Genomic DNA, 19,921 nt, shown 5'->3' with positions numbered 1-19,921 from the left:
GGTGCTGGGAATTTGCCGCCACCGAGCCTATCGGCGTTGCCACTGGGTTTATTTCACCAATCACTTACCTCATTCTGGAAGGGGCATTGCTGCCATGAGCAATCTTCGCATCATCTACGACAACGCCGCTGACCGCGCGGTGCTGACTGCATCGAGCCAAACCGGCGAACTGGGTCCGGCCAACCTGCAGCGCGACAGCAAGAATGCCGTGCTGCGCGCCAGCGGCACTGCACAGACTATCACCGCCACCTGGCCGACGCAGGAGTCCATCGCCTGCGTGGCGCTGATCTCCACCAACATGACCAGCAGCGCGCGCATGCGCGTGCGCGGCTATGCCCAGCCGGGCGACGCCGTGCCGGTATTCGATACAGGCAGCATCTTCCCGTGCCCGGCTGCCGTGCATGGCTCCTATCCCTGGGGCGTTCTGCCGCTCGGCTGGAACGCCTATCAGTGGGGTGGTGTAAACACTTGGCCCTGCGGCGGCGGCTCCGACGGCGTGACATGGTTCGCTCCTGTGCGCGTGCGCCAGATAGTGATCGACGTGTCTGCGCGACAAAGCCCGGAAGGCTACCTGGAAATCTCGCGGCTGGTGGTGGGCAACTACTGGTCACCGCAATACAACGCCGAGTATGGCGTCCAGTTGCAGACGCAGGATAGCAGTGAAAATTACCGCACGGGTGCAGGCAACCTGAAAACTGCGCTGGGCACGAGCAGCGACAAGCTGAGCATCAATCTGATGCACCTGACACCGATGGACCGCGCGCGCTTCATGCGCATCCTGCGCGAGAACGGCAAGGGCAAGGCGATGCTGTTCAGTTTGTTTCCGGAAAACCCGGATCCGCTGCTGGAGCAGGACTACATGCTGTATGGCAAAGCCAGCAATAGCGATGCGGTAACTACGCCGTACTTTGACACTTATTCTGCACCACTACAAATTGAAGGAATTTAAATGGCTGACAAATTTTATGACGGCATGCCCAACGTCAACGAGAAATTGAATGAAATGGATCGGGCGTTTGCGGCGGGGCCGTACAACGCACTGCCTTTAACTGGCGGCACCATGTCGGGACCGATCACGACGCCGAGCTTCATGACCATGGCGGTGCGTGGTCCTGGTCAGCAACAGAATGTTGGTCTAAGCAATGGCTGGTGGCGTATTGCCAAATTCAATGTGGCCGCCTTGAGCGGCGAAGCCACTATCCGGATTTCCGGCGCGACCTCGTATTCATCCTACGAAGGTTCTTCCAATGGCATCGAAACGGTGATTTTGTTGCGCTGTGATAATGACGGTAAGATTCGCGGCTCCTGGTATAGCACCGGCGATGGCAAGCATGCCGATATCCAGGGAGTAAAGATAGGCAGCGATGGCGTCATTTATGTGGGCGCGGTGCAGTTTTCCACGCTGTCCTGCTATATCGATTCAAATATGTGGTTTCAGCAAAAACTGGAATTCCTTGGTACCGAGCTGCCCAAGGATTCGTGGGATGCCATCGCAGTATATGCGCTGAGCGTTGGCGGCGCACCAGCCATGACAGTAAGGCCGGGAGCCGTCGAATTACAGACTAATTCGACGTTGAATGGCCCTAAAACCATTCATGTAGGTCTACGCGGCGGACAGCAAAGTAGCCTGCTGGTGCCAAACGGCGGCAATCCATTGTTGCCCAACACATATTACGAAGTGGGCGCGTTGGGTGTCGGCGGCATAGCCGGCGCTGCGTTTCCCGGTCGCTTCCTTTGGTCAACTTCCGCAGGAACCGGTAGTCTTTACTATCAAGGCTACAAGATGAATCTGCGGGCCTATGACGAAAGCAGCGGGAATCTCTCCGCACCCTTGCTGGGCGTTACCGGCACGGGCCAGGTGGCGTGGCCGGGCAATATGCGGTGCGGCCCCGCTTCCACGGGCGCGGCGGCGCGTGATCTCCATACGATTTACAAGGATACGATGCCGGCGGGGGAGATACTGTACGTGGGCCGCACTGGCGAACCGGCGACGGCCACCCTGGCGGTGCTGGCTGGCGCCGGTACCGCATCATGGGCAGGGAGCACCGCCGTGCTGTATGTGGGCCTCCAGACCACCGGCCGCAGCATCAATGCCGCCGGCACGATCAATGCCAGTGGCGCCGACTATGCCGAATACATGTTGAAGTCTCCTGCATGCGCCATCGTCGTCGCAGGACAGGTGATCGGCATCGGCGCAGATGGCAAGCTTACCGATCGCTGGGCTGATGCCATCTCGTTTGCCGTGAAATCCACCGATCCCTGCATGGTGGGTGGCGACAAATGGTCGCAGCGGCTCGGTCCCCGTCCGCCATCCGTGACGCGTGTACCCGATAGCGTCGAATCGCAGCTGGTCAGCGAGGCGCAACCTGCTGTCGAAGCCGTCTACGATGGCCTGACCCTGCTCACGCCAGCGATTCCCGCCAAGGCTGCCGTATACCGCGAGGTGCCGCTGGCAGGCGATACGGATGAAGAGTGGGCTGTTCGGCAGGCTCCCGGGCTTGCCTTCGATGCAGCACTCGAAGCGCTGCGCCAGACGGTCGACCGCATCGCTTTCGCCGGTCAGGTGCCATGCAACGTCCTGGGAGCCACTTCCGGACAGTTCATCTTGCCGGTACAGCAAGGCGAGGGCATTGCGGGCATTGCCATCAATGAGGAAGATATGACGCTCCAGCAATACATGCGTGCCATCGGCAAGGTCATCGCCATCGAAGATGATGGACGCGCCCGTGTCATCGTGAAAGTGGCATAAAGACTGCGCTTGCAACATCCCAACCCGCTTCGGCGGGTTTTTTCATTTCCACCACCTGAAAGGCAATCATGGCCCTCGAAACCACCGCCGCCGGCGGCGCATTGATCAAACTGTTTGGCGTGCCCGTGCTGGCCGGCGCCGCCGCCACGTCGCTGGGCTTCATGTTCATGTGGCCCCAGTCCACCAAGGAGGCATTCATTCGTTTTTGTTCCAGCATCATCATTTCCACCTTTCTCGGTCCCGTGCTCGTGGCCGCCGTGCTGTCGTGGTGGCCCAGCCTGTTCGACAGCGCGAAGACCGTGGCGGGGCTGTATGGCGGCGATCCGGCCACGGGGTTTTTGTTCATCGCCGCGCCGCTGATGGTGGCGGCCGGCTTGCCCGCCTGGTGGGTGCTGGGTGCCTGCGTGCGCTGGTTCGACAAGCGGCGCGGCAAGGATATCGGCGAACTGGCGGCCGATGCGGCCGCCACCGTCAAGGATGTGCGGGGCATGCTGTGACAGGCGCGCAATTGATGCAGATCATGCCGTTGGCCGGCCGCCGCGCTATGCTGTTCCTGGCGCCCTTGAATGCGGCGATGGCCGAATTCGGTATTGATACGCCGCTGCGCCAGGCAGCGTTCCTGGCACAGGTGGGCCACGAATCGGGACAGCTGCGCTATGTGCGCGAGCTGGCCAGCGGCGCGGCTTATGAGGGGAGGGCGGATCTGGGCAATGTGATTGTCGGCGATGGCGTGCGCTTCAAGGGGCGCGGCTTGCTGCAGGTGACGGGGCGCGCCAATTATGCGGCGTGCGGCGTGTCGCTGGGCCTGGACTTGCTTGCGGCGCCGCAGTTGCTGGAGGAAACGATGTTCGCGTGTCGCTCGGCGGGCTGGTTCTGGCAATCGCGCGGCTTGAACCGCCTGGCCGACGCGGGCGACCAGGAAAGGGTGACGCGCCGCATCAACGGCGGCGTGAACGGCCTGGCCGAACGTCTGGCCTTGTATGCAGCAGCGCGCAAGGTGCTGGCATGAAGCCGTCGTTGAGCATTATGGCCATGCTGCTGTTGCTGGGGGCAGCCGTGTTTTGCGCCCAGCGCTGGGGCCGCGAAGCCAGTCGCGCCGCGTGCACGGCGCAAGTGCAGGAGGTGCAGGGCCTGTTGCGGCGCCAGACCCAGGCGCTGAATGCGATGCGGGAAGAGGGCGCACGCCGGTCGGCGCGGGTGCGGCAGGCGCTGGCCACGGCGCAGGCCGGGCAGGCAGATGCGCAAGCGGCAGCGGCGCGCATTCTGGCGCTGCAGCCCGAAGGTGACGCCTGCCGTGCCGCCGAGGCGCTGATCGCCAGCGAAATGCCATGAGGCCGTCGCCTGCGAGTGCGGGGTGGAGTGCGGGGTGGCGGGCCGGGAGGAAGGCAGGGGGGCGGAGTGCCGAGTGCGCCGCCGCGCTGTTGCTGGTGAGTTTATTGACCGGCTGTGCGGCATGGGCGCCGGCATCAAAGGTGGAGACTTGGCCGGTGAGCGTGCCATGCATTGCCACGCGCCCTGCCGCTCCTGCCTTGCCGGCGGTGCCATCCCACGGCATCTTCGAGCAAGTGCAAGCCTTGCTGGCGCGCGAGCAATTGCGTGCCGCCCATGTGCGCCAGCTGGAAACGCTGCTTGATGCCTGCTCTGGTGGCTAAGCGCCTATCCCGGTAGGACGCGTCTTCTGCTGGCAGCGCATCAGGAGCGTGGACATGGCGTGAGGGGGGGCGCGTGGCGAGCCACGCCACGACGATCAACGCAGTCCCCGCTTCCGAGAGGCGCCAGCAGGGGATGTATGCATCTACTGGGATAGGCTCTCAGCACCAGTCGCCAGGTTCCAGCATCAGACTCCAGTTCCCAACTCCAACTCCAACTCCAACTCCAACTCCAACTCCAGCCATCCGCCATCCGCCATCCGCTATCCGCGACCTGCCAGCCCCGCCACCTTGTGCCGCCTTCTGGTGCAGGTGCGGGGCGGCATGCGAGAAAACGGTGCATCCATCGTTAAATTGCCTGATCTCTGGCGATTTTCGGCACGATTCCTGTATACAATCGGTGCTGGCACGATGCGTGCATGGCATACCTTGGTCGTCCCATCCAAGGAGCTTCGCATGCCTCATCCGCCGTCAGTGTGTTCCTGTCGTCCCGTTTCTCTCTTGCTTTTCCCTTTCACCTGCGCCCATCCGGGCCGCGGTAACCCAGGAAATGGAGCGTAAATGGCCACTCCCCGTCTGAAATCCATCCACCGCAGCGTGCCCGGCACCGTGCCTGCCGCGCCATCGCCCGTCGATGAAATCCTGCCGACCGGCAAACTGTTTACGCTGGGCTTGCAGCACGTGCTCGTCATGTATGCGGGCGCCATCGCCGTCCCGCTGATCGTCGGCCGCGCCCTCAAGCTGCCGCCCGAGCAGGTGGCGGCATTGATCAGTGCCGACCTGTTCTGCTGCGGCCTCGTCACCCTGATCCAGTCCCTGGGAATAGGCAAGTACTTCGGCATCCGCCTGCCCGTCATGATGGGCGTGACCTTTGCCGCCGTCAGTCCCATGCTGGCCATGGCGAACAATCCCGCCCTGGGCATCACGGGCATCTTTGGCGCCGTGATCGGCGCCGGCGTCGTTTCCATGCTGATCGCTCCCTTCATCAGCCGCCTGCTGGCCCTGTTTCCACCCGTGGTTACCGGCAGCATCATCGCCGTGATCGGCGTGTCGCTGATGCGCGTGGGCGTCAACTGGACCATGGGCGGGCCGCCCGCCATGGCGCAAATCGCCGATCCCGCCTTCCTCAAGATGGCCGCTGCCGCCACGGCGGCCGGCTTGCCCGCGCCAGCCGGTCCCGTGCCCTTGATCGCCAATCCCGGCTACGGGGCGCTGGATAACATGGGCATCGCCTTCTTCGTGCTGGCCGTCATCTTGCTGGTGGCCAAGTATGGCCGCGGTTTCCTGTCGAATATCGCGGTATTGATCGGCATCATCGCCGGCACGGCCCTGTCGTTTGCGCTGGGCAAGGCCGATTTCGCCAAGGTGGCCGGTGCCAAGACTTTTGCCATCGTTACGCCGTTCCAGTTCGGCATGCCGACCTTCGACGTGGTCGCCATCGTCACCATGAGCCTGGTGATGATCGTCGTCATGATTGAGTCCTTGGGCATGTTTCTGGCGCTGGGAGAGATGACGGACAAGCGCATCACGCAGGACGACATCAGCCGCGGCTTGCGCGTCGATGGCCTGGGCACCCTGATCGGCGGCATCTTCAATACCTTTCCCTACACCTCGTTTTCGCAAAACGTGGGCCTGGTGGGGGTGACGGGCGTGCGCAGCCGCTGGGTCTGCGTAGCGGCCGGCCTTATCCTGCTCGTCATGGGGGTGATTCCGAAGATCGCGCAGACGGCCGAAGCCGTGCCGGCGTTCGTGCTGGGCGGGGCAGGGCTGGTGATGTTCGGCATGGTCGCCGCCACCGGCATCCGCATCCTGGCCGGCGTTGATTACAAGAGCAACCGCAACAACCTGTTCATCGTGGCCCTGTCTATCGGCTTCGGCATGCTGCCGCTGGTGGCGGAACAGTACGCGCAGCACATGCCGAAGGCCCTGTCACCGCTGCTGCACAGCGGCATATTGCTGGCCGCCATCGTCGCCGTGCTGCTCAATCTGTTCTTCAACGGCTTGGCATCGCAGGAAAAAGCGCGGGAGCAGGCGCGCGAGCACACCCATGGCAGCGAGTAAGGCGCCGCCAGCGCCGTGAAAAAGGGCGCGGGGCGCATGCGTCAGCCAGGCGGCAGAATCCTCAGCACCACGCAATTGCGCCCCGCATCCTTGGCCTGGTACAGCGCGGCATCGGCCAGCCGCAACAGGGCGTCAGGATCGGCGGCGCCCGGCGCTGACTGGACCGCGATGCCGACGCTGATCGTCACCTGCTGCGCTTCCGTACTCGCGTGGACGATGTCCAGGTCTTCGATGGCGCGCCGCAGCGCTTCGCCGATCTGGCGCGCTTCGTCCGCGCCCGTGTTCGGCAACACGATCGAAAACTCTTCGCCGCCGTAACGCGCCGTCAGGTCGCCTGCGCGCCGCATGCCGGCCGCCAGCGCCTGCGCGACCCGGATCAGGCATGCGTCACCGGCCTGGTGGCCGTGGCGGTCGTTAAAGAGCTTGAAGTAGTCGACATCGAGCATGACGACGGCAAGCGGCTGGCCGACGCGCGTGGCACGCGCGCATTCGGTGCGCAGCACGTCGTCGAAATGGCGCCGGTTCGACAGGCCCGTCAGGCCGTCGGTGATGGACAGGGTCGCCAGCTTGCGGTTGGCCTCTTCCAGTTGCCCGGTGCGCTCGGCAACGCGCCGTTCCAGGCTGTCATGCAGCCTGGCGCTGGAGATCGAGATCATCGCCTGCGCGCCGAGCATGCGCAGGAATGCGACGCGTTCCTCCGTAAACGAGGCGTCGGCCAGCCGGTTCTCGAAGTACAGGATGCCGTCGATCCGGCCGCCGTGCCGGATCGGCAGGCACATGACGGCGCGCGGCAGGTGCAGCTGCACGTACGGGTCGGCGGCAAAGCGAGAACCGCCCGTGATGCAGTCTTCGATCACCTCCGCGCCAGTGCGGATGACGTAGCGCAGCAGCGACAGCGGGAATTGCGGGTCGCTGGCGGCGTTCAGGTCCAGCGGGCGCGCTTGCAGGACGGTGACGCCATCGCCGTCTATATTGGCCTCCAGTTGGTAGCTGCCTTCCGACAGCAGCAGCAGGCGCGCTACCTGCCCGCCGGCGTTTTCGCACACGATGGCAATGAGGCGTGTCAGCACGTTGCGCAGGCCGACTTCGTTCGACAGGATTTGTGCCGCCTTCAGCAGCGACACCAGGTCGAGCGCGGAACTACCGTGCGTGTGGGAGACGGAATGCCGCTGCGTGCCGCGGCCATCCATCCTTGACAGCAGCGCGGCATGGCGCTCCCGCAGCTGCGCCACCTTGCCCTCCGCGCCCCACTGGCCGTAATGCGCGATGGCGTCCCCGATGAAGACGGCTGCCACGCGCGGCTGCCCCTGGTCGCACCAGCATTCGCCGCACAGTTCATTGCCCAGCGCTTGCATGTTGACGTAGCCTGCCAGGCCAGCCGCGTCGATCGCCTGCTGGTAAAGGCGCGTGGCCAGCTGCAGATCGTCCCGGTAGCGTGCCATCTCGGCCATCACCAGCAGGTGCTTGGCCGCGCTGTTGTCCGAGCCTTGCCTGGCCCACTCGGCGAGACTCGCTTGCAGCGTGCCGATCACGGCCCGCAGATCGCCCGCATCGGTGCGCGCGGGAGCGCGCCGCAAGGCGCGGATCAGGATCAGCGCGGCATAGAAACTGCACTCGACCACCTTGGCCTGGCCGCGCATGATCTGCGTGACGATGCCGAGCTGGCCGGCCAGCTGTTCGGCATCGGCGTTGTCGAACAGGTAGGCGTTGCGTATCTTCCCTTGCAGGAAGTAGGCGCGGTACAGGTGCGAGTCGCCATACCGTGCGAGGAAGCCTGCCTCGCTGAACGCCGCATCGTCGTAGCTGTCATGGCGCGGCAGGAGGCCCGTCAGGCACTTGATCGGCTGGACCGCGGCGGCGACGCAGCAATCGGCCATCGCCTGCTGGCCGTTGGCGCGCATCAGCGCCAGGTCGTGCTCAATGTCGTGCATCAGGTGCGGCAGGTAGTCGCCGAGGATGATCCGGTCGGTGGCGCGCACGGCGGCCACCACGCCGACCTGCACGAAATCGGCGATTTCCAGCGCCCAGCCAAACGCTTCCTCGTACAGGGCGTCGGAGCTGCGCAGCGGCTGAGTCCAGTGGTTGCTGAGCGCGCCGAACATCAGGCCCGTGAGCGTGCGCGTCTGCAGATTGGCGCGGCGCCTGGCCAGCGCCATCGCCATCGCGCCGAAGTGGTAGCCGCGCGCGATGTCGCCGCTGTACAGCGCCAGCATCATCGCGTAGCCGACATACGCGACAGCGCTGAAATCGCTGCTCCCCCGCTGCATGGACAGGCGCGTCATCGACACCACCATCAGCGCGCTGAGATCCTGCTGGCCGGCGTAGTAGCTGGCCATCCACAGGCCCTGCATCATCTGCATCGCGGCCACCGCGTCCGGCTCGCACATGTCGGCGGCCGCCAGCAAGGTCTCGGGCGCATGCGCGCCAGGCTGCCGCCCGATGTCGGCGAGAATGTCGGCGAAGCGCGCCTTCATGTGCGCCACATCGTGCGGAATGTCGATGTCCAGCTGTGCCAGGCCGTCGCGCTGCACGGCGATGGCGTCGAGCAGGCGGCCCTGCAACTGATACTGGTGCGCCTGGATGGCAATGCAGCGTACCTGCTGCAAGGGGCTCAAGATACGGGTGCGCACCAGTGGATAGATCGCCTCGGCGGCATCGAACTGGCCACACAGGTAGGCCGCTTCGGCGGCGCCCAGCTGCAGCTCGAGCCAGAGGCCGGCGTGGGTGTTCCATGCGTCCGCCGGCAGCAGGTCGAGACCGATGCGCATGTGCTCCAGGGTGGACTGGAACGCGGCGGAGCGCCGCGCCTTGACGCCGGCCTGGAGATTGAGCGTCGCCAGATGCACGCGCTCGCCCGCCTCGTCGATCAGCGCGCGGCCGGCGTTGAGCTGCTCGACGATGTCGAACAGTGTCTCGTCCTGGCGCTCCGGCGGCGTATGCCGCAGGAGCAGGCGGCCGATGAGAAGATGGTTGGCCGCGCGCGCGCCGGCATCGGCGACCAGGTAGGCTGCCTGCTGCACCCGGTCGTGCAGGAAGCGGTAACTGACGCCGCTGTTGCCCGCGGCGGTGTCGCCATTGACGTATTTATAGCGTTCGTCGAGCGGCTGGATCAAGCCTGCCCTGAGCGCCGGCCACAGGTCTTGCTGCGTTTGCCGGGGAGCGCGGTCCACTGCCAGGGTGAGCATGTCGAGCGTGAAGCGGTTGCCGCTGGAGGCGGCCAGTTGCAGCAGGTGCTGCGTCACGCCGGGCAGGCGGCGGATTTTCTCCAGCAGCACCTCGACCACGTTGTCGGCGTATCCGGCCTGTTCTATCGCGGGCAGGTCCCAGTCCCAGCAATCGTCGGCGGGCCGGTAGCGCAGGTGGCCCGCCTCGTTGAGCGCGGCGAGGAACTGGTTGAGGAAGAAGGGATTGCCGGCCGTCTTGCGGTAGCAAATGCTGGTCAGTGGCGCGCAGTAAGGCGCCGTCACGCGCACGGTGGCCGACACCATTTGCGCCACCTGCGGCTCGGTCAGTGCGCTCAGTAACAGCGTCGACAGGCGCACGTCACGGGCGAGCAGCTTGTCGCGCAGCGCGCTGAGCGGATGCGCGGGGCCCACTTCATTGTCGCGGTACGCGCCGATGAACAGCATGCAGCTCTTGTCGCAGGAGACCATCAGCAGCTCGATCATCCGCAGCGTGGCCGCATCGGCCCATTGTAGGTCGTCGAGGAACAGCACCAGCGGATGCCCGGCGCAGGCGAAGACTTCGACGAAGCGGGGGAAGAGGCGGTCCAGGCGCAGCTGGGCCTGTGCCGGCGCCGAAGCGGGCAGCGGGTCGGTGGGGCCGACGATCAAGGCCAGCTGGGGAATCAGCTCGACGATCACGCCCACGCCGCTGCCCAGGGCTTCGTGCAGTTTTGCGGACCATTGCCGCAGCGTTTCTTCCGGCTGGTCCAGCAACTGGCGCACCAGCCCCTGGAAGGCCTGGATCAGCGAGGCATACGGCACGTCGCGCTGGAGCTGGTCAAATTTGCCGGACAGGAAGCGGCCGCGCCGGGCGATGATGGGCTTTTGCACTTCGTTGACGACCGCCGACTTGCCGATACCCGAATGGCCGGCCACCAGCAGCATCTCGCACGTGCCGGCGGCACTGCGCTCAAACGCCGCCAGCAGCGTGGCGATGGCATCCTCGCGCCCGTGCAGCGTTTGCGGCACGAGGAAGCGGCCGTCGTGGTCGGACAGCTTGAGCGCCTGCGCCGGCTTGTTCGCGCGGCAGGCTTCGAGGTCGCTGCGCAAGCCTTGCAGGCTTTGGTAGCGCTGATCGGCATTTTTTTCCAGCAGCCGCTGGATGATCGGCAGCAGCTGGCCAGGCAGGCTTGCCAGCGCCGGGTGCGACCAGTCCGGACTGCGCGCAATGTGGCAATGCACGAGTTCCATCTCGTCGCCCGTCTCGAACGGCGCCTGGCCGGTCAGTATTTCGTACAAGGTGGCGCCGAGCGCATAGAAATCGGCGCGCCAATCGACCCGCCGGTTCATGCGCCCCGTCTGCTCCGGCGCCATGTAGCGCAGCGTGCCTTCCAGGGTCTGGAGGTTGACGATGCCATGGCTTTCGCAGGGCAGTTCACAGGCGATGCCGAAATCGATCAGCTGCAGCAGGCGCCGTTCGGCATTCCACACCAGATTGGAAGGATTGATGTCCTTGTGGATCACGCCCTGACGATGGACCTCGTCCAGCGCCGCGCACAGTTGCAGCGCGATGTCGAAAAAATCGTCCAGCGCCAATGCGGGCTGCGACGGCGTCCTGCGCGCCGCCACCTGCGCGCGCAACACCTGGTCGAGCGCCAGGCCGCCGGTATCTTCCTGGATCATCGTCCAGTGCCCGCCGTGCAACTGCAGCGCCAGCGGATGCGCCACGCCAGGATGGCGGCAGCGGCGCGCGATCGCATATTCGCGCTTGAATTGTGCCAGTTGCTGAAAGGAGGGGAACGGCTGATTCGGCATCTTGACGATCAGCGCAGTGCCATCGGCGGCCCGGGCGCGGTAAACCCGCGAGCGCGTACCGCTGTGCAGCTGTTTGATGATCTCGTGGTCGAAAAGGGGGCGCATGGGCAGGGCTTAGCGGTACACAGACGGTTGCGGGAGCCTTGAGGCGCACATCTCGGAGTACTAGTTGATTGCTAGTATTATATCAGTAGGGAGTTGCGGGGGAGGGCGCGGGGTGATGGGGGCTGTTGTAAAAACGTCAGCGGGGGCAGGCACTGAGGGGGAGCGATGAGGGGATGCGGCACCAGCGCAGCCTGGACATGGTTGCGGCCTGCCCGACTGGTCGCTGCCGGCCCTGACGCCGCCGTGTGGGTGCTTGGCCAGGCTGATGGCGCCGGCCATCACGTCCTCGCTGGCTTTGACTGTCCCTTGTATGGCCATGGCCACGCCGCCAGCGGCGCCGGCCTTGGCGTTCACGCCGCCGTTCAAAGTGGTGGCGCCTTCCACGGTGGTGGACTGCATGACGATCAGGTTTTTCATGACGGTCAGGTCGCTCGTGCAGATGGTGCTGGGCGCGTTCGACGTCACCTTGTCGGCGGTGATTGTGGCGGTGCCGCCGGGCAGCGTGGCCGTCAGGGTGTGGGTCGCGTGGTCGTGCTGCACCACGGCGCCGTCCGGGTAATGGGTGGAGTGGATGGTGGGGCTGGATTCGGGTGCGTCAAATTCCTGCGAGTACAGGGCGGGCACGATGATGCCGCGCGTCAGGTCGCCGCCAGGGGAAAAGACGATGACTTGTTCGCCGGCAGTCGGCGCCGACCAGGTACGCGTGCTGCCGGCGCGCCGTGTAGCCCATTTCAGTCATTCAGTGGTGAGTGTTGGCCCGAGCCGCACACGCGCCTTGGCTCCTTTGACCTCGGCAATGGTGCCCAGGCGGATCAGGTTTTGCAGCAAGCGGAGGAGGTCGGACAGGTCGGCGTTCATGCAGTGCATGTTGCCGAAGTCCGCGTGCGGATGCACGCGGGGGCGGGTTGATAAGGCCGTTAGCGACTAAGGAAGATATTGATCCATAAACTTATTTTCCAAGTAGAAGTTACGATGGCCATTGAGTTTCTGGCAAGAAGAAGACGGATTCAAATTTAAAAATCTTGTGCGTCCTTGCCTACTTTTAAATGCCAAAACACTTCTACAATTTTCTTTGTGTATTACTTTGAAAGATGAAATTTTTATCACATTAGAACTGTAGGTGGAGGAAAGGCAGCAAAATTATCCAGGAAACTTTTCAGGCAACCGGGTGTGCTGGCATATTGTGATAGTTCAGAAATGCAATTTTCTTTAGAGAGTGAAATTTTTACATTGCCAGATTTGGAAAATATTTTTGGATTTTTTGAACATCTATCTGATTTCAAGAGTGAAAGCCAATGGCGAAGAAATTCCATTTGTTGTTTTCCCCGAAATTGCGTTTGCCACTTTTCCTTTGGCAGTGTTACCTCAGCTTCTAAAAGTGCTTCCTTATCAAAGTGAATTCCTTGAGCGTCTTTAAAAATAGTCGCAGGATTTTCTGTGTCATATGCCACGACAACAGAGTCTAAATCTATCTTTACTAAATCGGATATTTTTACATTTGATAAATTTAATTTAATTTTCGCTGCGCCATTTCGTTCCATTATTCGATGGGCTTTTGCGTAATAATTAAATTCACTTACTGCGTAACAAAATATATCAAGTAAATCTAAATACATGGCGATAACTTTGTTAAAGTCCCCTGATTCTTCACCAAACTCAGATATGTTAAATTCACTGGCTATTATGTTTCTAACGGCATAATCTGTTGTGTAATAATTTTCTATCGAATACCCCGCAGTTTTATATAATTTTCCTTTGCCAGAGTAATCAGTCCAGTGATCGTAATCAGAATCTATGAAGCAGGCGTATCGGAAGCCGGAGTATATTGGGTGTTCGGATATGCAGTTATGAATTTCTAGAACTTTAGATTTTCCTCCTGCATTTACGCCACGCCAAGATTCTTGATCTAAAATGCAATTCAAACGTGGGGAATAATATTTACTATCTTCCCCTTCAAATATGCAAACATATGCATCTGGCATTTTTGAGAAAATGCGGGTTACCTCCATAAATTTCACAGAGTACGACTGGACCGAAGCCTTCATTTTTTCAATCCTATCCATTAGCGCTCCCGAATGTAATGCGAGAGATCTACTGTATATCGTGATAATTGATTCTCAAAAATAAAAGGTGAATGTGTGGTGGCAAAGAGAAAGGCGCAGCGGCCAGAGTTTACGACATCGGGCAATAAGGTTTTTTGCCATTCCATGGAAAGCGACAATTCTGGTTCGTCAAAAAATATCGCAAAATTTTCTTCTTTCTTTAAATATAAACTGCAAAATAGTGAAATAATCTGCTTCTCTCCAGATGAGAGATTTTCAATGTCCACATCGCGATTATTTTTTCTGCGAACAATTTTTACTGATACCAAACTTTCATTGTATACAAGTTTCTTATCGCCTAAGTATCTATTGCAGACCTCTACAAAAGCTTGGATGGCTTTATCGTTGTCTTTTTGTTGCTCATATACCTTTACAAGATTCGAAAGGAAATATATTAATGGATCGTGGTCCTTAAATATTTCTTTGGTTTCTATTAGGCGTAAAATTTGCTTTTTTTGTTGTGAGCTGATGTTAACCCCGATGCGATCTAAGACAATTTTAATTGCTTCAGGATCTTGTATGCTACGCTTTAAACTGTCATCAACTTGGAAACCTTCAACTAGCTGCCCAAGCATTTCACCATTAACTTTGGAGAACCATTCAACAGATGAGGATAGTATTTCACTAGTTAACTCTTGGATGCGCCTGTCCACATCAATCATTCCAAAATTTATAAAGTCATCATATATATTATCCGCACGACCGTCATTTTCCTCCATTCCCCCTCTTATCTCACGGAAATCTTGTTCTACTCGACGATATGTAGGTAAATAAAGGACATTAAATCCAAGTTTATCTTGAATTTGTTTTAGTATGGCTCTTGCCTTTGCAAAATCTTGGCCATTATGAATAGAGTTTCTTATTTCTGAAAGATATTCAAGAAATGTAGACGCAGGTATCTCTGATTTTTTTCTAGCGAAAAGGAATAAATTTGACCGTCGGAATTCAGTAACGCCAGAGGTGAGGAAACTCTCAACCAGAGTGAGTGAATCTTCAACGCCTAGTACCCTTTTTAAATGATCGTAAAATGGGTTTTTTTCCATAAGTTTACTGGAGACTACTAGCATTTTTTTTTCGACGATATATTTAGTTTTATCATCGAAAAAAACTTCAATACTTTCGAAAGATAGCTTCCGAAGTCTGGAAATATTTCCAGAGGCGAGTGCATAGAGAGTATTAAGTACAGTGGTTTTGCCATAACCATTTTCGGCAACAAGAATTTTAATGTTGTCAAAAAATGGAATATTTATGTCCCGCTCACCGTATAATCCATTAATTTTAAAGCGTTGCAATGATGGCATATTTTTAATTCGTTATTTTAAAGTTGGAGGGGAAGGTTTCAGACCAGTCATGATCCAGTTCAACTATTATTGATAAAATTATACAATTTGTAATGACTGAAATTCTATCCAATTGTCACAAGTTGTGTGATGGATATCATATGTGGGAGTTTTTTAGACATTTGGATAAATTTAGCTGATTTTTATTTTTTATAAAAGAGCCGATTTTATTGGTTTTGTTGTTTTTCAATCTTTATGACGGCAACAACACAACATATATCTGCCAGCTACGGTTCGTCGAAAAATCTAATGATATTTTTGTATCGAATTGTCAAATACTTCACTAGTTATAATTTCCAAGATAAAAATATTGTCAACTAAGTGATTTTTTATAATTAGCTTTTGCTTCGGTACATCTTAATTTTTTTCTATGTGATGTAGCAAGGACTGGCGGATGAATGTGCGATCCGATTCACTTAAACCAAGCAGTTGCCGCACTAGGAATTTATGGATTGGCCCCTTTTTGCCCACTCGCTCCTGCAGCCCAAACTGATGCACATGCGCCACGCGTGCCACCCAGCCAAAGAACCCGACCTCGATCTGGTCGCCGGTCGCCTTTACCTTCAGGTGTTTGGCGGTGCGCATCTTGGCGAACATCGTCGCCTTTTGCCGCTTGATGCGCCCATTCTTTTCCTTGAATTCCTTGCGCCGCTTGCGCGCCGGATACGCCGCGCTATCCGGCCCCTGCTGTGCCTTGATGCGCTGCGCCTGGCTGCGGCGCAGGTCGATGGCCACCTTGTGATTGAGGGCGCGGCGCTTGGCCGGCTGCAGCTTGGCCAGCAGGGCGCCGGCCCAGGCCTCCAGCGCGTTCAGGTCGTCGCTCATGGCGTCGCCTCGGGCGTGCGCCATTCTGCCAGCAGGGTGTCGCCGTCATACAGCTTCCAGAACTCGTCCGCATAAGCCGGCATGTGCTGTATCTCGGCCAGGTGCTTGATGTCCAGGCGGCCCGCTTCGCGGGTCTTGACGGTCACGCGCTCGGTCAGGTCCAGCTTGATGGAAATATCGACCGTTTCATGGTTGTTAAAGTCCACCTCGAAGGCCATGTCATGCTTGCGCGTTTCCTCGTTGGCCATTAGGTCAATGATGGCGTCGGCGTCGCTCGCGTAATCACGGCGTAAATTTGGCGTAATCGCTACTGGTTTTTGTCGGGTTTAATCTGTGTTAAGGGAAATGTCGGGACGTAAAAAAAGCCACTAACCCGTTGATTGTATTGGGTTTAATGGCTTTTTTGATGTTTCTGAATTCTGTGCGCTGGTGCCCGGAGCCGGAATCGAACCGGCACGCCCTTACAGGCGGGAGATTTTAAGTCTCCAGTGTCTACCAGTTTCACCATCCGGGCAGCGCGGCGAGATTCTAGCACAGGTGATGCCCATAATGCCATCTTGTGCCTGAGCCAGGCTGTCCGGTTTGCGCCGGACAGCCTGGTTTTATCTGCCTGCCGTCAGAACGTCGCCTTGAACTGCACCCCGTACGTGCGCGGTTCGTTGATGATGCCCGTCAGGTTGTCAAAATCGATGGCGCCCAGCGACTGGATCTGGTTGGTGATGTTGCGGCCGTATGCGGAGATTTCGTATTTGTCCCATTTGTAGCCGACACGCAAGCCGCCTTCCAGCAATTCCTTGGCTTTGTATTCCTTCGCTTCATACAGGAAGAAGTTGTAGCTGGTGCGATAGGCCCAGTCCGTGTAGGCGTAGAACTCGCCATTGGCGACAGGGATGCTGTATTTCAGGGTGAAGTTGGTCTGCCACTCCGGCGCGCGGGGCAGCGGGTTGCCGTCGATGTAGGCCGTGCCCTTGAACGGACCGACGGGGTCGGTGACGGTACAGCCGCTGGCCGGGTTGTTTTGCGCATTGCCGCAACTGAGGACGAACAGTTTCTTGTCCTGGATTTCCGTGTGGTTGTAGCTGCCGCCCAGGGTCATGCTGAGCGAATCGCTGAGATTCGCCTGGAAATCGAGTTCCACGCCGCGGCCCGTGGCCTTGTCGGCGTTGATCAGCTGGTTCATGTTGACGGCGCCGCTGCCGGCCGTCAGCTGCTTGTCCTTCACGCGGTACTGGAACACGGCCACGCTCAGGCGCGCGCGCTTGTCGAACAGGTCTTGCTTGATGCCCGCCTCGACGGACAGCGCTTTCTCGGCGCCGGCAAACGAAGGGCGGTCGGCCAGGCCGTTCAGGCGGCCCTGCATCGACGGCGCGCGGTAGCCGGTGGCGATGCGCGCGTAGGCATTGGTTTCCGGCGTGAGCACATAGGTGCCGCTCAAGTCCCAGCTGACGTTGTGCGAGGTGTCGTGCAAGTTGAAGGGGCCGGCCGTGGTCGCTTCCACGCGCTTGGCCGAGAAATCCTTCTTGTCGCTCGTGTAGCGCAGGCCGGCGCGCAGTTTCAGGGCGTCCGAGACCGTGTAGTTGAGCGAGCCGAAGGCCGCATACGACTTCGAACTCTGGTTTTGCGTGGCGTAGGCGCTGTTTTGCGGATTGCCGGGCGCCAGGCTGTCAAAGCTGATGCTGTCGATCTGGATATCTTCCTTGAAGTAGAACAAGCCGCCTATCCATTGCAGCGGGCCGCGGGCAGACGATTCGGCGCGGAATTCCTGCGAAATCTGCTTGTGGTTGGGAATCACGTCGGCCGTTTCCACGACGAAGGGGATGAAGCCGGGACCCATGGGCGGGGCGTACACGGCGCCATAGCCGCCGTCGACGTCGGCGCGGCTGAAGAAATCGAGTTTTTCGTAACCGGTGATCGAATGCAGGGTGACGCCGGGCAAGTCCCATTTCAGGCGCATGCTGCCGCCCTTGGTTTTCAGGTGCTGGCGGTTGATGCCGTCGGTCGGGTAGGAGTTGTAATCGAAATTGTCGACCAGGTCATTCGTGCCCTGTTTCAGGATGTTGGCGCGGAACAAAGTGGCCGTGCCGTCGAGGTTACGCGCGTGCACGTTGAACAGGGCGGTGAAATCGCGCGTGGGCTTGACCAGTACCTGCAGGCGGGCGGCGCTGTCTTCATAGCCTTCGAAGTCGCGCGTGCCGGTGGGGCGCGGGTTGTGCACGCGGTCGTCGCGGCGCTGCGTCTGGCCGGAAAAGCGCAGGGCCACCGTGTCGCTGACGGGCACGTTGAACGCGCCTTCCAGGTTTTTCATGCCATCCTTGCCGAAACCGCCGCTCAGGTAGCCTTCCGTCTTGAAGACGGGTTTGGCGGAGTCGAACTTGATCACGCCGGCTGGCGAGTTGCGGCCGAACAAGGTGCCTTGCGGGCCGCGCAGCACCTCGACCTGATCCACGTCAAACACGGGAAAACCCTTCAGCATGGCGTTTTCCTGCACCACGTCGTCCATCACCAGGCCCACCGGTTGCGAGGCGTTCAGGTCAAAGTCGGTATTGCCCAGGCCGCGAATGTAGAAACGGGGAAAGGTGCGGCCGTAATCCGATTCGACGGAGACGCTGGGCGAACGGCTGTTGAGGAAGCGGATGTCGGCGCCGCCGGCCGTCAGGGTGTCGAGCTTGTCGCCCTTCAGGGTGGCGATGGACATGGGCACGTCCTTGATGTTTTCCGCGCGCCGCTGCGCCGTCACGATCACCGTTTCCAGCTGGCCAGGACCGGCTTGCGCCACCGGAGCGGCCGGCGCGTCGGTGGCTGGCGGCGGGACGCTGTCCTGCGCCATCGCCTGCAGGGGGAAGGCGGCAGTGATTGCCAGGGCAATCAGGGTGTGGCGTATTGTGCTGGCGCGTGTGCTGGCATGCGGTGTCATCATGAAACGGCTCCTGTCGGTGAAGGTTGTTGGGGCGCTGCAAGCTGGCGCTGGCCAGCTGGACGAAAAATCATGCTAGCACGGAAAGTTTTGGTATTCATGCCATTTTTCAGGCCTGCTCATTCAGATGTTTTTCGACTGAATACGCGAATAAAATCGTATTTGTCGTCAATATTGGGCGGGTGCATAGTGGAGTGCCGGCAGGCTTGCGCGAGCGCAAAGTGGCCTGGCGTGGCGATGGAGGTTTCCTGCGGAAACGCAAACAGAGGGAGGGTTGTTGCCGTGCGGCCAGCGCCCAGTCACTGGAAATACAACAGCTGCCGCGGATTTTTTTCGGCAGGGGCGTGTTGTTGCTGCGCGACAGGGGATAGTACCGGTGGCGGCTATCCCCGTGTGCGGATCAGCCGGGAATGGGCGTGCCCTGGTGAAAAATCATTTGCCAGCGGCCATCGCGCCACTTCCATAGCGAACTGCGCAAGCTGGCGCTGGCGGGCAGGGCGCCGCTGGCGTGGCGCTGCGAGCGGTAGCTAACCAAGGCCACATCGTCAGCCAGCAGGCGGGCTTGAAAATCGCTGATGCTGCGCGGACAAAAATCTTCTGCCGGCAAGTCCGCCAAGGTCGCGGCGCGTGTCCAGAGCTTGCCCGAGCTGCCGAATTCGACGAACTCGTCTGCTAGCAGCGCTGCCAGCCTGGCGTTGTCGGCGCGCACGGCCCGGCTTTGCAGCGCCGCTTCCAGCGCCTGCAGCTGCGCCGCCAGGCGTGTGCCGTCCTGCGTCTGCTCCTGCGTGTGGTCCATTGCCAAGGTCTTCAGATGGGAAACGCGCCCGCGCCCGACACATTCAGGCAGGCGACCTTATCGCTGGAAAAATACTTGATTTGCCCCAGGCCGATGGCGTAGCAGCCGTCGCTGAGCGGGGAAATGGGGCCTGTGAGTTTTTCACCGCTGATCAGGGTAACCACCCAGGGCGTGGTGGCCGGTTTGCCCGCGTGGGCCAGTGCGTGTTGTACCAGGTCTGACATGGAGCCTCCGATGGAAATCAAAGCTCGATGATAGCAGTGCCGCGCGGGCTTGGGCGATGCCGTGCCGGCCTGGCGCATGGGCTGCGCCATGGCCGCCGCGGCAGGCATGACCGGGCGTTATTATTTATTTGCATAATGGCAATTAAGTGATATAGTTGACAAGCACCCCTGGCGAAA

General features: G+C 59.7%; 17 protein-coding genes and 1 tRNA gene. 7 read left to right on the top strand and 11 right to left on the bottom strand.

The window, feature by feature from the left end; genetic code table 11:
• The first annotated feature begins 94 nt into the window (after positions 1–94).
• The 7 genes from VPH40_RS05910 (at position 95) to VPH40_RS05880 (ending at position 6,459) form a co-directional block, all read left to right on the top strand.
• Positions 95–949 (top strand): hypothetical protein, encoded by an 855-nt coding sequence (locus VPH40_RS05910; protein ID WP_328572963.1) that lies wholly within the window; start codon positions 95–97, stop codon positions 947–949.
• Positions 950–2,749, top strand: a complete 1,800-nt coding sequence (locus VPH40_RS05905; RefSeq protein ID WP_328572962.1) for a hypothetical protein — start codon at positions 950–952, stop codon at positions 2,747–2,749.
• Positions 2,750–2,817: 68 nt separating this feature from the next.
• A complete protein-coding gene (locus tag VPH40_RS05900; RefSeq protein ID WP_099667445.1) occupies positions 2,818–3,246 on the top strand; it encodes a hypothetical protein in 429 nt (142 codons plus the stop codon).
• 14 nt (positions 3,247–3,260) lie between these two features.
• On the top strand, positions 3,261–3,758 hold the full coding sequence (locus VPH40_RS05895; protein WP_328572961.1) for a glycoside hydrolase family 19 protein: 498 nt from the start codon (positions 3,261–3,263) through the stop codon (positions 3,756–3,758).
• Positions 3,755–4,081 (top strand): hypothetical protein, encoded by a 327-nt coding sequence (locus VPH40_RS05890; protein WP_328572960.1) that lies wholly within the window; start codon positions 3,755–3,757, stop codon positions 4,079–4,081. The genes VPH40_RS05895 and VPH40_RS05890 overlap by 4 nt, the downstream gene beginning before the upstream one ends.
• A gap of 155 nt (positions 4,082–4,236) precedes the next feature.
• Entirely contained in the window at positions 4,237–4,401 is a 165-nt protein-coding gene (locus VPH40_RS05885) for a hypothetical protein (protein ID WP_180278751.1), read from the top strand.
• 558 nt (positions 4,402–4,959) lie between these two features.
• A complete protein-coding gene (locus VPH40_RS05880; RefSeq protein ID WP_328572959.1) occupies positions 4,960–6,459 on the top strand; it encodes a nucleobase:cation symporter-2 family protein in 1,500 nt (499 codons plus the stop codon).
• Between the two features lie 41 nt (positions 6,460–6,500).
• Here the strand turns inward: VPH40_RS05880 and VPH40_RS05875 are convergent, their stop codons facing one another.
• The 11 genes from VPH40_RS05875 to VPH40_RS05825 form a co-directional block, all read right to left on the bottom strand.
• Positions 6,501–11,543 (bottom strand): diguanylate cyclase domain-containing protein, encoded by a 5,043-nt coding sequence (locus tag VPH40_RS05875; RefSeq protein WP_328572958.1) that lies wholly within the window; start codon positions 11,541–11,543, stop codon positions 6,501–6,503.
• A 60-nt stretch (positions 11,544–11,603) separates the two neighbouring features.
• The gene (locus VPH40_RS05870; RefSeq protein WP_328573339.1) at positions 11,604–12,278 is read right to left on the bottom strand and encodes a phage baseplate assembly protein V; all 675 of its coding nucleotides are present in this window, start codon (positions 12,276–12,278) and stop codon (positions 11,604–11,606) included.
• Positions 12,279–12,401, bottom strand: a complete 123-nt coding sequence (locus VPH40_RS05865) for a hypothetical protein (RefSeq protein ID WP_328572957.1) — start codon at positions 12,399–12,401, stop codon at positions 12,279–12,281.
• Positions 12,402–12,646: 245 nt separating this feature from the next.
• Positions 12,647–13,606 (bottom strand): DUF4435 domain-containing protein, encoded by a 960-nt coding sequence (locus tag VPH40_RS05860; protein WP_328572956.1) that lies wholly within the window; start codon positions 13,604–13,606, stop codon positions 12,647–12,649.
• The gene (locus VPH40_RS05855) at positions 13,606–14,946 is read right to left on the bottom strand and encodes an AAA family ATPase (RefSeq protein ID WP_328572955.1); all 1,341 of its coding nucleotides are present in this window, start codon (positions 14,944–14,946) and stop codon (positions 13,606–13,608) included. Before VPH40_RS05855 ends, VPH40_RS05860 begins: the two co-directional genes overlap by 1 nt.
• Before the next feature lie 396 nt (positions 14,947–15,342).
• Complete coding sequence (locus VPH40_RS05850; RefSeq protein WP_328572954.1) at positions 15,343–15,810, bottom strand: phage virion morphogenesis protein; 468 nt, start codon at positions 15,808–15,810, stop codon at positions 15,343–15,345.
• Positions 15,807–16,058 (bottom strand): phage tail protein, encoded by a 252-nt coding sequence (locus VPH40_RS05845; RefSeq protein WP_328572953.1) that lies wholly within the window; start codon positions 16,056–16,058, stop codon positions 15,807–15,809. The genes VPH40_RS05850 and VPH40_RS05845 overlap by 4 nt, the downstream gene beginning before the upstream one ends.
• A 179-nt stretch (positions 16,059–16,237) precedes the next feature.
• Positions 16,238–16,324 (bottom strand) — tRNA-Leu (locus tag VPH40_RS05840).
• 102 nt (positions 16,325–16,426) lie between these two features.
• Positions 16,427–18,724, bottom strand: coding sequence for a TonB-dependent receptor (locus tag VPH40_RS05835; RefSeq protein ID WP_099668469.1), 2,298 nt, complete (start codon positions 18,722–18,724; stop codon positions 16,427–16,429).
• Between the two features lie 400 nt (positions 18,725–19,124).
• Positions 19,125–19,520, bottom strand: a complete 396-nt coding sequence (locus tag VPH40_RS05830) for a nuclear transport factor 2 family protein (RefSeq protein ID WP_328572952.1) — start codon at positions 19,518–19,520, stop codon at positions 19,125–19,127.
• 11 nt (positions 19,521–19,531) lie between these two features.
• Complete coding sequence (locus VPH40_RS05825) at positions 19,532–19,744, bottom strand: hypothetical protein (protein WP_010399127.1); 213 nt, start codon at positions 19,742–19,744, stop codon at positions 19,532–19,534.
• Positions 19,745–19,921: the final 177 nt, after the last annotated feature.

It is taken from the genome of Janthinobacterium sp. P210005 (assembly GCF_036231865.1).
Lineage (GTDB): Bacteria > Pseudomonadota > Gammaproteobacteria > Burkholderiales > Burkholderiaceae_D > Janthinobacterium > Janthinobacterium kumbetense.
This window is presented reverse-complemented; position numbering and strand designations above follow the sequence as displayed.